Origin of the sequence: Corynebacterium sp. HMSC070H05 (assembly GCF_001837615.1) — a bacterium.
Taxonomy (GTDB): Bacteria; Actinomycetota; Actinomycetes; order Mycobacteriales; family Mycobacteriaceae; genus Corynebacterium; species Corynebacterium coyleae.
Window position 1 is genome coordinate 183,992 of record NZ_KV833343.1, and the last position, 17,272, is coordinate 201,263.

The 17,272-nt window shown below is 60.0% G+C and carries 18 protein-coding genes; 13 read left to right on the forward strand and 5 right to left on the reverse strand.

Annotated elements, in window-relative coordinates:
* Nucleotides 1-23 precede the first annotated feature (23 nt).
* The gene (locus tag HMPREF2617_RS10725; protein WP_168156392.1) at nucleotides 24-1,073 is read left to right on the forward strand and encodes a D-alanine--D-alanine ligase family protein; all 1,050 of its coding nucleotides are present in this window, start codon (nucleotides 24-26) and stop codon (nucleotides 1,071-1,073) included.
* A 35-nt stretch (nucleotides 1,074-1,108) separates the two neighbouring features.
* On the opposite strand, the gene HMPREF2617_RS10730 is transcribed toward HMPREF2617_RS10725, so the two are convergent.
* Complete coding sequence (locus tag HMPREF2617_RS10730) at nucleotides 1,109-2,035, reverse strand: DUF3515 domain-containing protein (protein WP_070840725.1); 927 nt, start codon at nucleotides 2,033-2,035, stop codon at nucleotides 1,109-1,111.
* A gap of 34 nt (nucleotides 2,036-2,069) precedes the next feature.
* Here HMPREF2617_RS10730 and HMPREF2617_RS10735 point away from each other — a divergent pair, with 34 nt between their 5' ends.
* Genes HMPREF2617_RS10735 through HMPREF2617_RS10765 form a run of 7 tightly spaced genes read left to right on the forward strand, consistent with a single transcriptional unit; the run spans nucleotide 2,070 to nucleotide 9,281 of the window.
* Entirely contained in the window at nucleotides 2,070-3,032 is a 963-nt protein-coding gene (locus tag HMPREF2617_RS10735; RefSeq protein WP_070422950.1) for a thiamine-phosphate kinase, read from the forward strand.
* Nucleotides 3,033-3,674, forward strand: coding sequence for a uracil-DNA glycosylase (locus HMPREF2617_RS10740; protein WP_070840691.1), 642 nt, complete (start codon nucleotides 3,033-3,035; stop codon nucleotides 3,672-3,674).
* A 24-nt stretch (nucleotides 3,675-3,698) separates the two neighbouring features.
* Nucleotides 3,699-5,351, forward strand: a complete 1,653-nt coding sequence (locus tag HMPREF2617_RS10745; protein ID WP_083323270.1) for a DAK2 domain-containing protein — start codon at nucleotides 3,699-3,701, stop codon at nucleotides 5,349-5,351.
* The gene (locus HMPREF2617_RS10750; protein ID WP_070450032.1) at nucleotides 5,352-7,454 is read left to right on the forward strand and encodes an ATP-dependent DNA helicase RecG; all 2,103 of its coding nucleotides are present in this window, start codon (nucleotides 5,352-5,354) and stop codon (nucleotides 7,452-7,454) included. It abuts the gene before it with no gap.
* Nucleotides 7,455-7,472: 18 nt separating this feature from the next.
* Entirely contained in the window at nucleotides 7,473-8,054 is a 582-nt protein-coding gene (gene rsmD, locus HMPREF2617_RS10755; RefSeq protein WP_210400842.1) for a 16S rRNA (guanine(966)-N(2))-methyltransferase RsmD, read from the forward strand.
* A gap of 1 nt (nucleotide 8,055) precedes the next feature.
* The gene (gene coaD / locus HMPREF2617_RS10760; protein WP_070484190.1) at nucleotides 8,056-8,535 is read left to right on the forward strand and encodes a pantetheine-phosphate adenylyltransferase; all 480 of its coding nucleotides are present in this window, start codon (nucleotides 8,056-8,058) and stop codon (nucleotides 8,533-8,535) included.
* A gap of 2 nt (nucleotides 8,536-8,537) precedes the next feature.
* Nucleotides 8,538-9,281, forward strand: a complete 744-nt coding sequence (locus tag HMPREF2617_RS10765) for a sulfite exporter TauE/SafE family protein (protein WP_311524002.1) — start codon at nucleotides 8,538-8,540, stop codon at nucleotides 9,279-9,281.
* Between the two features lie 50 nt (nucleotides 9,282-9,331).
* On the opposite strand, the gene HMPREF2617_RS10770 is transcribed toward HMPREF2617_RS10765, so the two are convergent.
* From HMPREF2617_RS10770 to HMPREF2617_RS10785, 4 genes are all read right to left on the reverse strand, one after another.
* The gene (locus tag HMPREF2617_RS10770; protein ID WP_101733305.1) at nucleotides 9,332-10,084 is read right to left on the reverse strand and encodes an amino acid ABC transporter ATP-binding protein; all 753 of its coding nucleotides are present in this window, start codon (nucleotides 10,082-10,084) and stop codon (nucleotides 9,332-9,334) included.
* A 20-nt stretch (nucleotides 10,085-10,104) separates the two neighbouring features.
* Entirely contained in the window at nucleotides 10,105-11,070 is a 966-nt protein-coding gene (locus tag HMPREF2617_RS10775) for an amino acid ABC transporter permease (protein ID WP_070840693.1), read from the reverse strand.
* A 2-nt stretch (nucleotides 11,071-11,072) separates the two neighbouring features.
* Entirely contained in the window at nucleotides 11,073-11,981 is a 909-nt protein-coding gene (locus HMPREF2617_RS10780) for an ABC transporter substrate-binding protein (protein WP_070840694.1), read from the reverse strand.
* Between the two features lie 90 nt (nucleotides 11,982-12,071).
* Complete coding sequence (locus tag HMPREF2617_RS10785) at nucleotides 12,072-12,695, reverse strand: hypothetical protein (protein WP_070422942.1); 624 nt, start codon at nucleotides 12,693-12,695, stop codon at nucleotides 12,072-12,074.
* 70 nt (nucleotides 12,696-12,765) lie between these two features.
* On the opposite strand from HMPREF2617_RS10785, the gene HMPREF2617_RS10790 reads away from it, so the two are divergent.
* The 5 genes from HMPREF2617_RS10790 (at nucleotide 12,766) to HMPREF2617_RS10810 (ending at nucleotide 16,952) form a co-directional block, all read left to right on the forward strand.
* On the forward strand, nucleotides 12,766-14,388 hold the full coding sequence (locus HMPREF2617_RS10790; protein ID WP_141763054.1) for an SWIM zinc finger family protein: 1,623 nt from the start codon (nucleotides 12,766-12,768) through the stop codon (nucleotides 14,386-14,388).
* A 91-nt stretch (nucleotides 14,389-14,479) separates the two neighbouring features.
* Complete coding sequence (locus HMPREF2617_RS10795; protein ID WP_070840696.1) at nucleotides 14,480-14,926, forward strand: hypothetical protein; 447 nt, start codon at nucleotides 14,480-14,482, stop codon at nucleotides 14,924-14,926.
* A 46-nt stretch (nucleotides 14,927-14,972) separates the two neighbouring features.
* The gene (locus HMPREF2617_RS10800; RefSeq protein WP_070840697.1) at nucleotides 14,973-16,070 is read left to right on the forward strand and encodes a DNA alkylation repair protein; all 1,098 of its coding nucleotides are present in this window, start codon (nucleotides 14,973-14,975) and stop codon (nucleotides 16,068-16,070) included.
* Nucleotides 16,071-16,276: 206 nt separating this feature from the next.
* Complete coding sequence (locus HMPREF2617_RS10805) at nucleotides 16,277-16,618, forward strand: hypothetical protein (protein ID WP_246821736.1); 342 nt, start codon at nucleotides 16,277-16,279, stop codon at nucleotides 16,616-16,618.
* Nucleotides 16,619-16,664: 46 nt separating this feature from the next.
* Complete coding sequence (locus HMPREF2617_RS10810; protein WP_070840699.1) at nucleotides 16,665-16,952, forward strand: hypothetical protein; 288 nt, start codon at nucleotides 16,665-16,667, stop codon at nucleotides 16,950-16,952.
* Nucleotides 16,953-17,272 lie beyond the last annotated feature (320 nt).

Below are 17,272 nucleotides of genomic sequence, written 5' to 3' on the forward strand. Positions count from 1 at the left end.
CTGCGCCATGGCTACGCGGTAGATTGGTCAGCGTGATTCGCGTAGCAGTTCTTTATGGTGGCATGTCCACCGAGCACTCCATTTCCTGCATTTCCGCAGCGTCGGTGATGCAACACATGCCGGCTGACTACGAGGTGTTTCCCATCGGTATCACCCGTGACGGCGTATGGGTTGAAGGCACAACAGACCCAGTAAACGGCGTCGCGCTGCCTGAGGTGCCCGCTGGCCGCGAAGTTGCACTCTCCATCAACCCGACGCGCAAGGGGCAGGTTTTCGACGTCGCAACCGGCGAAAGTATCGCTTGCGTCGATGTTGTCTTCCCGGTGCTGCACGGCAAATACGGCGAAGACGGCACAGTGCAAGGACTGCTCGAACTTGCTGGTGTCCCGTACGTCGGCCCAGGGGTGCTTGCATCCGCCTGTGGCATGGACAAGGAGTACACGAAGAAGCTCGTCGCGGCTGAAAACATTGCGATCACCAGGGAAGTGATCCTCGACGGTCGGGCAGTGCTTGACGACGACGAGCGTGACTACCTCGGTCTACCAGTGTTCGTAAAACCCGCCAACGGTGGGTCATCGATCGGTGTGTCCAAAGTGAGCTCCTGGGACGACTTCCCGGCGGCGTACGACCTTGCGCACGAATCCGATTCCAAGGTGATTGTGGAAGCGGAACTTGTCGGCGACGAGGTTGAGGTGGGAGTCCTCGAACGACCCGACGGGACCATTGCGGCATCTCTGCCAGCGAAGCTCAACGGCACCGAAGACTCCGAGGAAGGCTTCTACGGGTTTGAAACGAAATACCTCGAAGAGGGCGTTACGGCAACGATTCCGGCACCGTTCGACGAGGCAACAACCGCGCAACTTCAAGACATGGCGGTGACGTGTTTCAAGGCGCTGAACTGTAAGTCGCTCGCACGTGTGGACTTCTTCGTCACCAAGGACGGCCCGGTGCTCAACGAGGTCAACACCATGCCTGGATTCACCGCGATTTCGATGTACCCGCAGGTGTGGGCAGCCACCGGAGTGGACTACCCGGAACTGCTGGACACGCTGGTGCGGACCGCGCTGCGTTAAAGCACAGCGTTAAAGCACAGCGTTAAGGCGCAGCGTTAAAGCGCAGCGGTGTGCTCGGCGATCAGTTCAGTCAGGTTCGTAATCGCCTCGTTGCTCTCCGCCTGCGGCAAAGAGACTGCGATACCGCTGTCGCGCCCCAATGCGTACCACGTCGATGCCGTGGTGCCGTTTGCCAACAGCACATCCTCGAACCACGGAATGTCATTGACCTGAGCAAGTTGCGCACCCGGTGCGTAATTCGGCGATGGGGCGACACCGCAGCGCAGAACGATCGGATCACGTCCCTCGGCACGCCATGCGACGGTGTTTTCGGACGCAGGCTCTGTCCGGGTGTAGCCCTCGGCGATAGCATCCGGTGCGGCCTGGAGCAGCGCGTCGCACTTCGATGCATCTGCGCCTTCCAACGCGGACAAAGGCGCGGGGTTGTGGGGCTGATCCTTCGATGGCAGCCCATCGGCGCCCAGCCGTCCGAGGGACTTCTTTGAGTCGTGGAGTACCTGCGCATCACCGGTCACGGCGATCACAGGGGAGCGGTCCACGGTGTACCAGGTGGCCAGGTTGGACTGGGGCGTGAGGTCGTCGATACGCATCCACGTTGCATTGCCGAGAGTTTCAGTGACGGCGTAGTCCGTGTACTGCGCCGGCATGTCTACACCGCAGCGCAGGGTGACGCGGTCATCGGTGGACTTGCGCCAGGCGGCGGCGCCTTGTGGTGCCGGTTCTGCGAGTTCGGCACGGGGAAGGCCGGCGAACCGGTCGGGGAGGGCGTCGATAAGCGATGCGCACTCCGGGCTATCGGCCATCGGGGCAGGAAGATCAGCCATCGCGACCGGCTGCAGCGCCACACGTTGGAAGAACACACGAGCGCCAATAACGGCTCCGAGGACGAGAAGGACTGCGAGGCCAAGACTGACCAAAATTGTTGTGCGATTAACCTGTGGTTCGTGCGCCGTGGTTGCCATGGCGAAATAGTCTAACGAAAGGGCTGCCCAACCCGTGATCACCACCGGATTTCCCACTGATGGTCCGACGCTTGCGCAGGTCGGCGAGCGAGCGGTTATCGCCGCGATTCGCGCTGCCGCACCGTCTGCCCTCAACGGCGACGACGCAGCGGTACTTACCCCCTCAGTGCCAAACTCGAGAGTCGTCGCCGGCACCGACATGTTGGTGGAAGGCCATCACTTCACTCGTGCGACCACAACCCCGTACCTTTTGGGCCGCAAGGCGACGGTGCAGAACTTCGCGGATATCGAGGCAATGGGCGCGCGCCCGATTGCAGCACTGATGGGGGTGTCTGTCTCCCGCGATGCGCCGGCAGCATGGGTCGAAGAGATCGCCCGCGGCATTGGGGATATGGCAGGGGAGTATGGCTGTGAACTCGTCGGCGGGGATCTGACCGACGGGCAAGAACTTGTGGTCTCCGTAACCGCAATCGGCTCGCTTGGTGGTAACCGTCCGCCGCTGACGCTAGATGCGGCACGCCCCGGTCAGCGAGTGGTCGCGCACGGCAATATCGGTTATTCAGCCGCAGGATTCGCGCTGCTGCAGTCCGGGATTGATGTGCCGGAGGAGCTCGAGGTGCTTGTGAAGGCGCATCAGGCCCCGGTGCTTACCCCGGGGCGTGGCGTGGTGGCGCGCGCGGCAGGCGCGACCGCGATGACGGACAACTCGGATGGGCTCATCCGGGATGTGACGACGCTGGCAAAGGCATCTTCGGTAGGCATCGAACTGTCAAAGGTGGCGCTGCGCCCGGATGCGACCTTGCAGGCTGCGGGCGTACTCCTTGGCGTCGACCCGTGGGAGTGGGTGCTCACAGGTGGGGAGGACCACACCCTCATCGGCACGATCGATGGGTCCGCACCGGTTGGGTTCCGTTCGATTGGCGCAGTCACCCGCAAGCCCGGGGTGCGCATCGACGGCGAGGCCCCAGAATTGACCACCGGATGGGAGAGTTTCTAAATGTTGCCCGTGCACGAATCTTGGCAGGAACCGCTCGCTCCGGTGGAAGATCGAATCCACGCAATGGGGCAGTTTTTGCGCACAGAGGACGACTACCTGCCGCGTGGCCACGATATTTTGCGGGCTTTTGCGGATCCGTTCGACGATGTCCGGGTCCTCATCCTGGGCCAAGACCCGTATCCGACCCCAGGACATCCGATGGGGCTCGCGTTTTCCACCCAGCCTGGGGTGGCGGCGCCAAGGTCGCTGGTGAATATCTACAAAGAGCTGCAGGCTGATCTGGGTATCCCGCCCCGGGCGGATGGGGACCTGTCGTCGTGGTCGTCGCAAGGCATTTTGCTGCTCAACAGGGTGCTTACCGTGCGTCCGGGAAAGCCCGCGTCACACCGCGGCAAAGGCTGGGAAGAGGTTACCCAGGCTGCAATTGAGGCGCTTGTCCGCCGAGACGCGCCACTCGTAGCTATCTTGTGGGGCCGTGACGCACAGACAGCGGCGAAGTTTTTGGGGGATACTCCCCGGATTGAGTCGCCGCATCCGTCGCCGTTGTCAGCATCGCGCGGTTTCTTCGGTTCGCGCCCGTTCTCGCGTGCAAATGAAGCGCTTCAAGCACAGGGTGCGAATCCCATCGACTGGAGTCTGTAACAGCTCCCTGTAAGCTTTCGCTTCATGTCTGTCACTCCGCTTATCGACGCCGCAGGGTTGCGTGCGTGGGCCCAACGCGCCTCCGCCGAGCTGGAGCGGCGCCGAGTGGAGATCAACAGCCTCAACGTCTTTCCCGTGCCGGACTCCGATACAGGTTCCAACATGGCGCACACGATGCGTTCAGCCTGCGAGCAAGCAGCTTTGCTTGGCGACGACGCCAGCGCCGTCGATGTCGCCGAAGCCCTGGCCGTCGGCGCTGTACGTGGAGCACGCGGCAACTCAGGTGTGGTGTTGTCCCAGGTGATGCGTGGAATCGCGCAGTCTGTCAAAGACGATGCTTCGGACGGGGAAATGGTCGCGGACGCATTGGCGCATGCCGTGAAGTTTGTGGACCAAGCCATTGCGGATCCAGTGGAAGGCACCGTGATTACGGTGCTCCGAGCGGCGTCTGTGGCTGCCCAACAAGCGGTGGAGGACATTGGGCGTCCGTTGAGTTTGCTCGATGTTGCAGCACCTGCGACATCCGCGGCCAGGGTGGCCTTGGCCAACACGCCGTCGCAGCTGCCAGTGCTGCGCGAGGCCGGAGTGGTTGATGCCGGCGGTACCGGTGTGGTGATTCTGCTCGAGGCGCTGTTGGAAGAGGTAGAGGATAGTCCCGCAACGGCACCCGATGGTGATGTCCAAGAGAGCGCCGTACGCAGCGCAGAAAGCAGCACAGAAGCCAGCGCAGAAAGCACCCCGGCACCTGCTGAAAGGGCAGACCGCGACGTGCACGTTGACATGGCGCATGCGGGGCCGTCGGGTCGGGAGCACTCCCTTGAGGTGCTCTTTGGGTTTCAGGGCGATATTGCGGAGTTGGAAACCGAGTTGCGCACCTTGGGCGACAGCCTGGTCATCGCTCGGCTATCTGATACGGAAGCCACTGTGCACATTCACACGCTCGATGCAGGTGCTGTGATTGAGACGGCGTATCGCCTCGGCAAGGTCCAAAACCTGCGCCTTGAAGTGCTCCCGGGTGCCCCAGTGGTGCGAAACCCCGATCGCTTGATTGTGGCCGTGACTCCTCCCGGCTCCCTGACAGAGCTGTATAAGGAAGCAGGTGTGGTCACTGTTGCCCCGGGCGACGAGGTGATCTCGGACATGCTCTCCGTGATTCGGCGTTCGGGCAGCAACGAGATCATCGTGCTGCCGAATGGGCTGCTCAGTAACCGGAATCTCGCTGCCGTGGAGAAAGCAACCCGAGCGCTGGAACAGACGATCACACTGCTTCCTACAGTCCGGTTAGTCTCCGGTATTGCAGCGCTGTCTGTGCACGATCCGAACCAGCCGCTGGCTACCGCCGCGTTTTCCATGTCTGAGGCGGCTGGCGAGATGCGTACGGCAGTGGCTCACCGCGCAAAGAAGGGCGCGCTGACACTCAGCGGCGCGGTTGCCAAGGGTGATGTGGTGGTTACTGCACGGGGGGAGACGCTGCTTATCGCCGAGGACCCGCTCGATGCTGTGAAGCGGGCATGCAAACGCCTGCTCGAGCACGGCGGGGAGCAAGTCACGGTGCTGTTTGACCCAGCTGAGCTGTCGGAGGAGGAGCTTCGCACGCTGAACACTGAGCTCGGCGTCCAGGTCATGGTTTATCCTGCAGATGGATTGCAAGCATGTGCGGAGATCGGGGTGGAGTAAATGCTGGGGTTTGAGGACAATCGGCCACTGACTGAGGTTATTCCTGCGAAGCAGGCACGGGCGATTGAGAAACACCTCAACATTTCCACGTGTGGCGAGCTGCTTCGGCACTATCCGCGACGCTACCTGCACTACGGCACCGGTGCTGACCTGACCGGGGTCGAAGCAGGCGATACTATCACCGTGATCGGCGAGGTCGTCGACGCCAACACGTTTTACACCAAAAAGACGCCCAAGCGGCCGATTACCAAGGTGATGATCCACGATGGGCGTACGGAGTTCCAAGCCACCTTCTTCGGCTCCCAATATGCCCAACGGGTGCTGAAGCCGGGTCGGCGCGCGATGCTGACGGGCAAGTTGGATTTCTACCGTAATCAGCCTCAGCTGCAGCACCCTGACTTCGTGCTCATGGACGGTCCTACTGAGGCGACCGGTTCCATGCGTCAGCTGTCTCACTTCGGCGATCTGGAAGAAATGCTGCGTGGCCGCCAGTGGCTTCCCCTGTATCCGGCGTCGAAGCAGGTCAGCACGTGGACGATTATGGGGGCTGTGCATGCGGTGTTGAAATCGCTGCCGCGTATCGACGAGCCCCTTGGCTTCACCCCCATCGGCCTGCTGCCGTTGAATGCTGCTGTGCGTCAGATCCACGAGCCCGGTGCAGAGGGACCTGCGCGCGCAAAGGAGCGCCTGAAGTATGACGAGGCCCTGTCTGTGGCGTTGGCGATGGGTGTGCGACGCATCGACACCTCCGCTCACAGGGCGCCCGAGATGCCCTATGTGAAGGGGGGCGATGAAGACAAGCTGCTGGACGGTCTGCCGTTCCCGCTGACCCGCGGCCAGAAGGAAGTGATCACGGACATCACGGCTGATATGTCCAAGACGGTGCCGATGAGTCGCCTGCTCCAAGGCGAGGTTGGCTCCGGAAAGACGGTGGTGTCGCTGATGGCGATGCTCCAGGCCGTCGATAACGGCGCGCAGGCGGCATTGCTTGCTCCGACGGAAGTTCTCGTGCTGCAACACGCGCGTTCGCTAACGTTCACTCTCATGCGTGCGGGTCTCCCCACCCGAGTGGTTGCGCTGACAGGATCGATGACGGTCGCGCAGCGCCAAGAGGCACTGCTGAAGATTGTTTCCGGGGAGGCCGACATTGTCGTCGGTACGCACGCCCTGCTCCAAGAGGGCGTGGACTTTTTCAACCTGGGGCTTGTCGTTGTCGACGAACAACACCGCTTCGGCGTAGAGCAACGCGACGCCCTGCGTGCCAAAGCGGGGGAGACCACACCGCATTTGCTGGTGATGACGGCAACGCCGATCCCACGCACCATTGCGATCACGGTGTTCGGCGACTTGGAAGTATCCACGCTGCGCGAACTTCCCGGTGGGCGCAAACCGATCCAGTCTGCGGTGGTCCCGGAATTCAAACCGCGCTGGGTGGAGCGCGCTTGGGAGAAGATCCGCGAAGAAGTTGCAGCCGGGCACCAGGCCTACATTGTGTGTCCGCGTATCGACGGCGAAGGCGGCGTACTTGAGGTTGCCGAGCATCTCGCCGCAACGGAGTTTGCGGACCTGACCGTCGGCATCCTGCACGGACGCCTCAAAGGCGACGAGAAAGACAACGTCATGGCGGACTTCGCCAAAGGCGGCATCGACGTGCTGGTGTCCACGACGGTGATCGAGGTCGGCGTGGATGTGCCGAATGCCACGGTGATGGTCGTGCGCGAGTCGGAGCATTTCGGTGTCTCCCAGTTGCACCAGCTGCGCGGCCGAGTTGGGCGTGGCGGCAACCAGTCGCTGTGTCTGTTCCACACGCTCGCGGAGGAAGGCAGCCCCGGCTTCACCCGCGTATCCCAGGTAGCGGCTACAGCGGACGGGTTCGCGCTCGCGGAGCTTGACCTGCTTAACCGCGGCGAAGGTGACGTGCTCGGCACAGGCCAGTCCGGCATCAAAAGTACGCTGCGGTTGATTAACTTGGTGGAGGATTACGACATTGTCAAACGTGCCTACGACGACGCCGCCACGTTGGTGGCAAACCAGCCCGAGTTTGCCCGGGCAGCTACCGCCGGGTTCGTGGCAGAAGACTTCGAATATTTGGACAAGAGTTAGCTGGTTAAAGTTATGGGAATGAACCGCATCATTTCGGGAGAAGCCCGCGGCAGAAAGATCAAAGTGCCGCCGGCAGGAACGCGACCTACATCCGACCGGGCCCGCGAGGGGCTGTTTTCGTCGTTGCAGGTGCGTTTCGGGTTCGTCGATAAGCATGTGCTCGACCTGTTTGCAGGCTCGGGTGCGCTCGGGCTCGAGGCCGCGTCGCGTGGTGCGGCAGAGGTCGTGCTGGTGGAGAGCGACCCTGAGGCAGCAAAGATCATCGAATACAACGCAGGCGTGGTCAAGCACCCCAACGTGCACATCCACCAGATGAAGGCGTCGACCTACGTTGCATCGGCACCGAAGAAGCACTTCGACATGGTGCTGGCAGACCCTCCATACGAACTAGCAGACGAGGCGGTCGCAGAGATGGTCGAGGCCGTCAAACCTGCGCTGGCGGATGGGGCAGTGGTTGTCGTTGAACGCCACCGCGAAAGCCCGGAGACTGCATGGCCTGCGGAGTTCACCCCGACCGGCCAGAAGCTCAAGCGTCGCATCTACGGTATTGCACGTATGGATATGGCGGTCTACGCCGACCCGGAAGCAGAGGACAACTAAATTGACCATCGCAGTCTGCCCTGGCTCGTTCGACCCGATCACGAACGGGCACCTCGACATTGTCACCCGTGCCCTTCGTCATTTCGACGAAGTGATCGTGCTGGTCACTGGCAACCCAACGAAGACGTCGGGGCTGTTTACTATCGACGAGCGCGTCGACCTCATCCGCGAAGCCACCTCACACCTTGAGGGCGTCCGCGTGGATAGCTGGGCGGGTCTATTGGTCGATTACACCACCCAGCACGACATCAGCGCGCTGATTAAGGGCTTGCGCTCCTCGCTCGATTACGAGTACGAACTGCCGATGGCACAGATGAACCGACGCCTGACCGGCGTGGATACCTACTTCCTGCTGACGGATGAGAAGTACGGCTACATCTCGTCCTCGCTAACCAAAGAGGTTGCGAAGTACGGCGGTGACATTTCCGGACTCGTGCCGGAAAGCGTCCACGACGCGATTCGGGAGAAATTCAGCAATTGATCGTGTTGATCGCCGTCGCGCTCGCAGTTGTGATGGGCGCTGGGCTGCAGCGCATTTCCGGCATGGGACTGGGTCTGATCACCGGGCCTGTGCTCTCGTTGCTGTTGGGACCTGTGGTTGGCGTGCTCATGATCAACGTTATCGCCATGGTCAATGCGGTGTTTAACACCTGGGGGATGCGCCGCGACATCGATTGGTCTAAGTTCTGGCCGATCGCAGGCGCGCTCATCATCGGCGTGCTTCCCGGGGTGTGGGTGGTCTCTCACGTATCGACGAGCGCCCTGCTCATCATCGTCGGTGCCCTGTTACTCATCGCCCTGTCAGTGGTGACGTTGGGCAAGCGCTACGTGCCCCAGATCGAAGGTGTGGTTCCTGCAGCTGCCGCTGGCGCCGTCGGCGGGTTCATGAACACCCTCGCAGGCGTTGCCGGGCCGGCATTTACCGTTTACGCGCACGCGGCACGTTGGCCACAGCGCATCTATGCCGCCACCTTGCAGCCGTTGTTCTTCGTCGCCGGCGCACTGTCGTTCGGGGCAAAGGAACTCTCTGGTGCGGCGGATATTTCCTCGATCAACCCCTGGCTGTGGGTCGCCTCCTTTGGCGGCATGCTTCTCGGAATCACCGCGGGAAAGCGGCTGGCCCCGCACGTACCGTCCGCGAAGGCCTACCGCATCGCGCTCGGGCTTGCGTTCTTCGGAGGCGCCACCACACTAGTCCGCGGCCTCGCAGGCTTGTTGTATGGATGAAAAACGGCCGCCCGGATGTGGGCGGCCGTTTCGTGTAAGGGAGTGTCCGGCTAGAACAGCGTGGAGACGAACGACTTCGTACGCTCGTGTTGCGGGTTATCCAGCACCTGTTCCGGTGTGCCGTACTCGATGATCTGGCCACCATCCATGAACGCGACCTTGTCTGCGACCTCGCGGGCAAACGACAGTTCGTGAGTGACCACCAGCATGGTCATGCCATCATCGGCGAGCTTGCGCATCACACGCAGCACTTCGCCAACGAGTTCGGGGTCGAGGGCGGAGGTGGGCTCGTCGAAAAGCATCAGCTTCGGATCCATTGCAACCGCACGGGCAATTGCCACACGCTGCTGCTGGCCACCGGAGAGCTGGATCGGGTACGCGTCAGCCTTCGACTCAAGACCGACCATCGCAAGCAGCTCCTTCGCGCGCGCAGTGGCCTCTGCAACCGGCTGGCCCTTGACGTGCACCGGGGCTTCGATGATGTTGTCCAGCACCGTGCGGTGGCCAAACAGGTTGAAGTTTTGGAACACCATGCCAATATCGCGACGCTGCTTGGCGGCGTCCTTCTCACTCATCTCGTAGAGTGCGCCGTCGCGCTCCTTGTAGCCGATCAACTCGCCGTCGACGTACAGGCGACCCGCGTTGACCTTTTCCAAGTGGTTCACACAACGCAGCAGCGTGGACTTACCAGAGCCGGACGGACCGATCAGGCACGTCACCTCACCGGGGGCGACCTCAAGGTCGATGCCCTTGAGCACGTCGAGGCTACCGAAGGACTTCCAGACATCTACCGCCTGGATCATAGGAGTTTCCTTGACGGTCATTAGCGCTGTCCCTTCTTCTGCGGTTCTTCGACAATTTCAACGTTGTTCGGAATGGTGCCCTCGGCGTCAGCCAGGCTGGCGAGCTGGCGAGCAGTGAGCTGGCGGGTAGCACCGCGGTCGAAGTAGCGCTCCAGGTAGTGCTGGGCGACCATGAGCAACGACGTGATCACCAGGTACCAGGTCGCAGCCACCAGCAGGAGCGGCACTGGCTGGAACAGGGCGGCGGCGATATCCATAGAGCGGCCGTAAAGCTCAAGCGAGTACGGCACAGCAACGACGAGCGAGGAGGTCTTGAGCAAGGAGATGAACTCGTTGCCGGTCGGCGGGATGATGATGCGCATTGCCTGTGGCAACACGGTTCGGGTCATCGTCTGACCCCAGCTCATACCCAACGCCTTGGAGGCCTCAACCTGGCCTTCCGGCACAGCGGAGACACCAGAGCGGACGATCTCTGCCATGTAGGCGGCCTCATTCAAACCGAGGCCAACAACGGCCAGGGTAAACGCTGAAGAGGTAAACGGCTCAAGCGGAATCTGGGCGAAGCCGACGTTGATCGAGTCGTAGATCGCGCCAATCAAGCCCCAGAACATCAACTGGACGTAGACCGGGGTACCACGGAAGATCCACAGGAACACCCACGCCACCGTCTTGAACACCGGGTTCGGGCTCATGCGCATGACGGCCAACAGCACACCGCCGACAACGCCGAGCAGCATCGCCAGCACCGTGATTGCAATGGTGTGCAGGGCCGCCATAGCGATGCGGGTATCCAGCAGGTACTGGAAGTAGATGTCCCAGCCGTAAGCCTCGTTTCGGGCCGCGCCGATGACAAACCCGACCACAAGCAGTACAAGAATCACTGCGAGCGTCCACCGTCCAGGGTGGCGCAGCGGTTTCGCCTCGATACGCTCAGGACGCTTGCGTTCGCCCTGAGAGGCGACGTACTGGGAATAGGGGGTGCTCATGCTTAGTGTTCTCCCACTGGTTGTTCGTTAATCAAAGCCTGGTCGAGCAGACCTGTCGAGATATTCCATTGCGCAAGGATGCGCTGGTAATCGCCGGTATCGATGAGGTGCTGCATCGCGGCAGCCATCGCCGGCGCAAGCGCAGAACCCTTCGGCACAGCAATGCCGTACGGTGCGCCGTCAAACATGTCGCCGATCATTTCCATCTTGCCGTCGGAGCGCTCCACAGCCCACGCGGTAACAGGGGAGTCGGCGCTGTAAGCATCGGCGCGCCCGACAAGCGTTGCAAGCGCTGCGTTGTCTGCTGTGTCGAAGGCAAGCACAGTAATCGGGTCCTTGCCCGCTGCTTCGCAGGCTTCTGACTTCGGACGAACGTCGTCGGTCTCCGAAACCGTCGTACGCTGCACCGAGACCGTCAAACCGCACGCATCATTCGGATCCACGTCGGCGCCAGGAGCGGCAGCCCACTGAATACCCGCGTAGAGGAAATTGATGAAGTCGAAGGTCTGGCGGCGTTCCTCGTTATCGGTAAAACCTGAAGCACCGGCGTCGAGGCTGCCACTGGAGACAGCGGGCAGGATCATCGAGAAGTCCATGTCTGCAACATCGAAGTCCATCCCCATGACACCTGCGAGTGCACGGGCAATGTCCATCTCCACACCGATGACCTGCCCGGTGGAGTCTTTGAACTCGAACGGGGCGAACGGTGGGTTCGCGCCGACGTTGAGCACGCCGTCTGCGGCAATTTCTGGCGGCACCATCGCCGCAATCTCAGGTACGGCGTCCGGAACGATCGGCTCCCAGCCGTCCGGGTTGCCGCCCTCTGTGTTAGTAACGCAGCCCGCGAGCGGCAGGGCCGCGGCGAGCACAGCGGCGAAAAGACGCCGCTTTGCGTGGGGTGGGTAATGCATTGGTCTCCCGCATACGATGAATACTTGCGTAGTCCCGTATATTACGCGCCGAATGCGGGATGATAAAACGCACCGCCCGAGCAGTAGAAGCTACTGTGTTGCCATACGAATACCACGCATAGCCAGCTCAATGATCTGGCCAATGACCATCATGCCGAGGACGACCGGGATCCACACGGAAGTACGCTGGCTGGATCCTTCTGAGCTCAGGGCGAAATCGCCGGTGAAAAGCCCTTTGCCCATCTTTGCGGAGCCCTGGGCTTCCATCTTCCACAGCTCAACCGGGTTAGCAGTATCCGGGATGGAAGAGCCCCTTGCCCAAGCTTGGACGACCTCCTTGCCTTCGCCTTCTTCCATGTCGTCGGTCCACTCGGTAAACATCTCGGAGCTAGACACCTTCTTCAGCGGGTTTTTCTCCGGATCGATGTACATCGGATCCTTCTCCGGGTTCGGCTCAAGAGCCTCGATGAGCCCCTTCGGCTTGTCCTTGGAGTCCTTGCCGTCTGTGCTGTCCTTGTTGCTCTCAGCGTCCTTCTTTGCCGAGCTGGTCGCGTCAGACAGCGCAGCAAACGAATCGATGGTGTCCTTCAGCGCGTTGCTCGGGGAGACTGGAGCGTCCTCTTGCGCTGCCCCTTCCTGTGCATGTGCGGGAACCGTCAGCGTGGTCAACATGAGTGCTCCGGCGACAAAGCCGGCGATATAGGTCTGGCGCATGCGCCGTAGTCTAACCAAGCCATCGCCTAATGCCCATGTTGCTCTTCTCTACCTGCGTTAAACTGGCGAAATGACTACCACCATTTTGGGCTGGCTGACAGAAGAAACCATCGAAGACGCCGCAGGTTCAGGAGCATTTAACCGAGGGAAAAAAATCTCCTCCGCAGATGTCACCATCCTTAGCGATACTGAATCTGAAGTTCAGGCCGCAGTCCAAGGGACGTGGACATACCGAACGACATTGTTTGTGCAAGGGGATCGGGTTGGCACTACGTGCGACTGCCCGGTGGGCACGCAATGGTGTAAACACGCGGTGGCAGTCGCACTTGCGCTGCTCATCCCGAACGAGCTCTCGTTCGACGATTCCGCGGTTACCGATTCCTCTGCTACCTCCAACGAGTCCGCTCCAGACGCGGTGGACACCTACTTGGATTCTGCCAGCCCAGATGAACTGCGGCGACTCATTCACCATTTGCGGCAGATTCCAGAGGTCGAAGAGATGCTGGAGTTTAACGCCTTGAAGAGTTCGGGCGATGACAAACAAGTCCGTGAACACGTGAAATCGGCGATCACCGCTGCATCGCGGAAGAGCAGTGGATTTCGGGATTATTGGCAAAGTATGGAACTCGCACGGCACTGGAGCGATGCCCTTGACGTGGTGGAGGCGTACGTTGATGAGCACCGTGGTGTCGCAGTACGCCCCCAAATTGAGCGCGCGATCACGAGGTTGAATGCTGTTTTGGGACGTGCGGATGATTCTTCCGGGATGCTCGGCGACGAGCTGCATCGATGCTTCGACCTGCACGCGCGAGCATGCGCTGACGGCGTTGAGGACCAACAAAAACTTGCCAAGTGGTTGGTGAAGGAGACACTGGAAGCGCCGTTTGTTGAGCCTGATCTGAGGGCCTACGCGGGACTTCTCGGCGCTGATGCGGTCGAATCAATCGCCGCAGCCTTTGAGGCGAATCCACCGAAGTACGGTGCCAAGGCGCTCTTCCTCGATGTTGCATTCTTGCGTGGCGACGACGACCAGATCGAATCAATACTGCTCGACGGTAACTCCGTGAAGGACCTCATCGAGTTCTATGAGTCACGGGGCAGGAAAGATGAGGTCAAAGCAGTCCTTTCGAAGTGGGATACACCGATCCAGTGGAACGAAATCGATTTCTTTGAAAACCGATTGCGCGCCTACCTGGGAGACAAAGCGTTGTTGGACTACCGCATTGAAAAGTTCAAAGAAAACCCGGGAACAGTGACATTTGACCGCGTGATCCATGGACCGGGAGTGACCGAAGACGTGATCGACCTCATCCCAGAGGGCATCCCGGGCAGAGACGTGATGCTCCTGCAAGCGGCAATGAGATTCAACGATCCGGAATTGGGCCTGTCGGTGGTAGATGGCGACGAGGCCGACGTTCACTCTGCATTTGAATTCGCCCGTTCAGTGCTATCCAGTCACGACCCGGAACGTGCACTTGAAATCATGCTCAGGGAACCTGAGCACATTGCTCGGGCAAGTGGCGACAGGGCGTACAAGCAGGCTGCCGCATCGGCGACGCAAATCATCAACTGCTTCCCGGCCGATCCAGTCGCGCGTAAGGCAGTGCTGGAAAAGATGGAAGAGCTAGCCATCCGTTACAAAAACCGGCCTAAGATGCTCAAGATTTGGCGCAGCTACGGCCTGATCAACTAGCCGCGAACCTTCAAATTGCTCCCGAGCTTGCTTGATCAGACGCTGGTAGCTTGTTTGGTACCTGACACTCAAGCCTTGGAGGTCATACTCTATGAGCAGGGATCTTGATATTACTGTGCTGCTGGTCTGTATCGGTGGAGTCCTGTTGATGATCGCCTGCTGGACCTTCTACATCCAGGGCGTGCGAAGGGCGCCCAAAACGGAGGAATGGTACGACGAGGGCGATGTAAACGGTTCAGAGAGCGATGGCGCGCTCTTCGTCTATCCCTACGGATCGCTGGTTATTGGTACTGCCAGTGCCTTCGTTTTGTTCGGAATTATGAACCTTCCCGAGCCTGTTGAAACGGTGTTGCTTGTTACATGCATGGCTGCCGGGGGCATCGGAATCATTGGTTTTACGGGCGCGTTCGGGATTCCACTTCCGTGGCCGTTTGTGCCGCGGTGGGTCGTCGATATCCGCAAAGCCGAGCGCGCTCGACGACGCGAACGCAGACAAGCCTGGGAAACGAAAAGCAACCAAATCAAAAGGAAGAAATAGCTCTGGCCACCTGCTGAGTAACCGTGGCCGGGCATAATGCACGTCTATGGCCCCCAAAATGAAGGACTATTTCAACGCCGAAACGGCGCAAAAACTCGGCGCACAGCTTGGTATTGATGACGAGGAATACGCCGCGTGGGTCGCGCCACGCGTCGAAGGTCTAGAAATCCTAGACCGTGTGACCGTGTTCGCACAGGGGCTTCAGGAACGACTTGAGGGGGATTACGTCGAGATGGTTGGCGGGGTCGTCGAAAAGCTTGGCCCCGAACTTGCGGAAGGGGAGGGATACTTCAACCATGCCTTCCACCTGTGGCCGGTGAGCCGCTTCATTGAACTGTATGGGGTGGATGATCCGGAGGTTTCTTTAGACGCGATTGAGGCACTGACGAGGGTGTTCACCGGTGAATTTGCGGTGCGTCCTTTCTTGGATCGCTACCCAGCGCTAACCATGTCGCGGGTGCATCAGTGGGCTGGATCAGACAGCCACAACGTGCGCCGCCTCGCTTCAGAGGGCATCCGCCCGCGTCTGCCGTGGGCGAAGGTGTACACGCCGTTTGTGGAGGACCCCTCGCCGATCATTCCGGTCTTGGATCGGCTTTACGACGATGCGTCGCTGTTCGTGAGAAAATCCGTTGCCAACAACCTCAACGACATCGGCCGCACGCACCCTGAGTTGGCGCTTGCCACCGCCTCGCGTTGGTCGGCCAGCGGGGCTCCACACGCGGCTTGGGTGGTGGAACGGGGATTGCGTGGTCTGATCAAGCGTGGTAACAGTGAAGCCTTGGAGCTTGCCGGGTTTTCGACCCCTACAGCAATCACCGTTACCCGCCCTGAATTCCCTCACGCCGTGGCCATAGGGGAGAAGGCGACCTTGTCCGCAACACTCACCAACACGGGGAACACCGCCGCGAATGTGCTGGCAGACTACCGTGTGCACTTCCTGAAAAAGAACGGAATCCGACAGCCGAGCGTGTTCCGCCTCGGGAAGTTCGCGCTGGCGCCGGGTGAAACACGTGTGGTAGCCAAGACGCACGCGTTTCGGGTTATCAGCACGCGTACCTACTACCCAGGCACGCAGGCCGTAAGTCTGGTGATTAACGGGTGCGAAGGCGAGCTAGTGGATTTTGAGCTCACCGAGAAGTAGCCGTTGCGTTTGTACGGTCACCGGGCCGAATGGGCAGATCTCAATTTGCTGCCGAGCTTGATTAGCCGGAAATTGGTAGCGTTTTGCAGACCGCAACACGCATCCACAGGAGGTCATGCTCTATGGGCGGAGATACTACGGCGTTGCTCGTCTGCATGGGGTCTGTGGTGGTCATGGTTCTTTACTGGACCTACTACATTCGGAGCGTGCGAAAGACTCCCAGAACGGAACGGTGGTACGACTCGGCTGATTCAGAAGGCGGAGTAAGCGATGGTCCGCTCTTCATCTATCCCTACGGCACGCTAATCATGGGCGCTGTTGGTCTCACAGGGTTAATCGCAGATATGGGACTTCCGGAGCCTGCCGAAACAGTACTGATGGTTCCATGCATAGTTGCCTGGGGCATTGGAATCATTGGTTTTACGGGCGCGTTCGGGATTCCGCTTCCGTGGCCGTTCGTCCCTCGTTGGGTCGTCGATATCCGCAAAGCCAAACGTGCTCGACGCCGCGAACGCAGAGAAGCCCGCAAGAAGGAAAAGAAGGGTTAACTAGACTCGTGCAAATACGCCTAACAAATAGCCGGAGGTACGAATTGTGAGCCTGCAAAAGCTCTTGTGGATTTGCGCGGGCATCGGGACTCTTCTTGCGGGGTATTTAAGCGGGGCCGCTGCTCTTCTGCTTATCGCTCTTCTTTTCGTCGCCTCCATCCCGACAGTACTGCTCGTTGCGTCATCTGCAGAGCCCAAAGGTGGACTTAAGTCCGTCGGCTTGCTTGCGGCCTGTATTGCTATAGGTGCCTTCGTTCCGCTCGTTCTTATCTTCGCTTATGTCGTTTATGTCTCTGTAACCTGGTATTCGATTACCTCCGCTGAATCGCTCTAGCACCCTTGGTTCGCCTCATCCGGGGCGAGGCCGGACAACTATTGGCGACCGCGATCTCCTGTGCTGCCGTCAAGGTGTCGTTGCTTGCTTCTGGCTCGGGCTGGTGCTGAAATTCCGGGTTTTGAGGTTTAGGAAAATTCTTTTCCTCAGCGGGTTGTGCCACTTATTGCTGAAAACGAAAGTGAAGGGGTTCCGGTAAAAGTTTTCCGAAATCCCCTCCCTGGGGTTTCGGAAAACTCTCTGACCACTATTAACGCGGCCCGGTTCCAGAGCTAGTTCCACCGCTGTCGTTGTTTAGTTCCAAATTCAGGATAGCCAGA

What these genes read in the sequence shown, in the direction of transcription:
- HMPREF2617_RS10730 (WP_070840725.1), bottom strand. Translation starts at nt 2,035, where the DNA reads ATGGCAACCACGGCGCACGAACCACAGGTTAATCGCACAACAATTTTG.
- HMPREF2617_RS10740 (WP_070840691.1), top strand. Translation starts at nt 3,033, where the DNA reads ATGTTGCCCGTGCACGAATCTTGGCAGGAACCGCTCGCTCCGGTGGAA.
- HMPREF2617_RS10745 (WP_083323270.1), top strand. Translation starts at nt 3,699, where the DNA reads ATGTCTGTCACTCCGCTTATCGACGCCGCAGGGTTGCGTGCGTGGGCC.
- HMPREF2617_RS10750 (WP_070450032.1), top strand. Translation starts at nt 5,352, where the DNA reads ATGCTGGGGTTTGAGGACAATCGGCCACTGACTGAGGTTATTCCTGCG.
- rsmD (WP_210400842.1), top strand. Translation starts at nt 7,473, where the DNA reads ATGAACCGCATCATTTCGGGAGAAGCCCGCGGCAGAAAGATCAAAGTG.
- HMPREF2617_RS10770 (WP_101733305.1), bottom strand. Translation starts at nt 10,084, where the DNA reads ATGATCCAGGCGGTAGATGTCTGGAAGTCCTTCGGTAGCCTCGACGTG.
- HMPREF2617_RS10775 (WP_070840693.1), bottom strand. Translation starts at nt 11,070, where the DNA reads ATGAGCACCCCCTATTCCCAGTACGTCGCCTCTCAGGGCGAACGCAAG.
- HMPREF2617_RS10780 (WP_070840694.1), bottom strand. Translation starts at nt 11,981, where the DNA reads ATGCATTACCCACCCCACGCAAAGCGGCGTCTTTTCGCCGCTGTGCTC.
- HMPREF2617_RS10785 (WP_070422942.1), bottom strand. Translation starts at nt 12,695, where the DNA reads ATGCGCCAGACCTATATCGCCGGCTTTGTCGCCGGAGCACTCATGTTG.
- HMPREF2617_RS10790 (WP_141763054.1), top strand. Translation starts at nt 12,766, where the DNA reads ATGACTACCACCATTTTGGGCTGGCTGACAGAAGAAACCATCGAAGAC.
- HMPREF2617_RS10795 (WP_070840696.1), top strand. Translation starts at nt 14,480, where the DNA reads ATGAGCAGGGATCTTGATATTACTGTGCTGCTGGTCTGTATCGGTGGA.
- HMPREF2617_RS10800 (WP_070840697.1), top strand. Translation starts at nt 14,973, where the DNA reads ATGGCCCCCAAAATGAAGGACTATTTCAACGCCGAAACGGCGCAAAAA.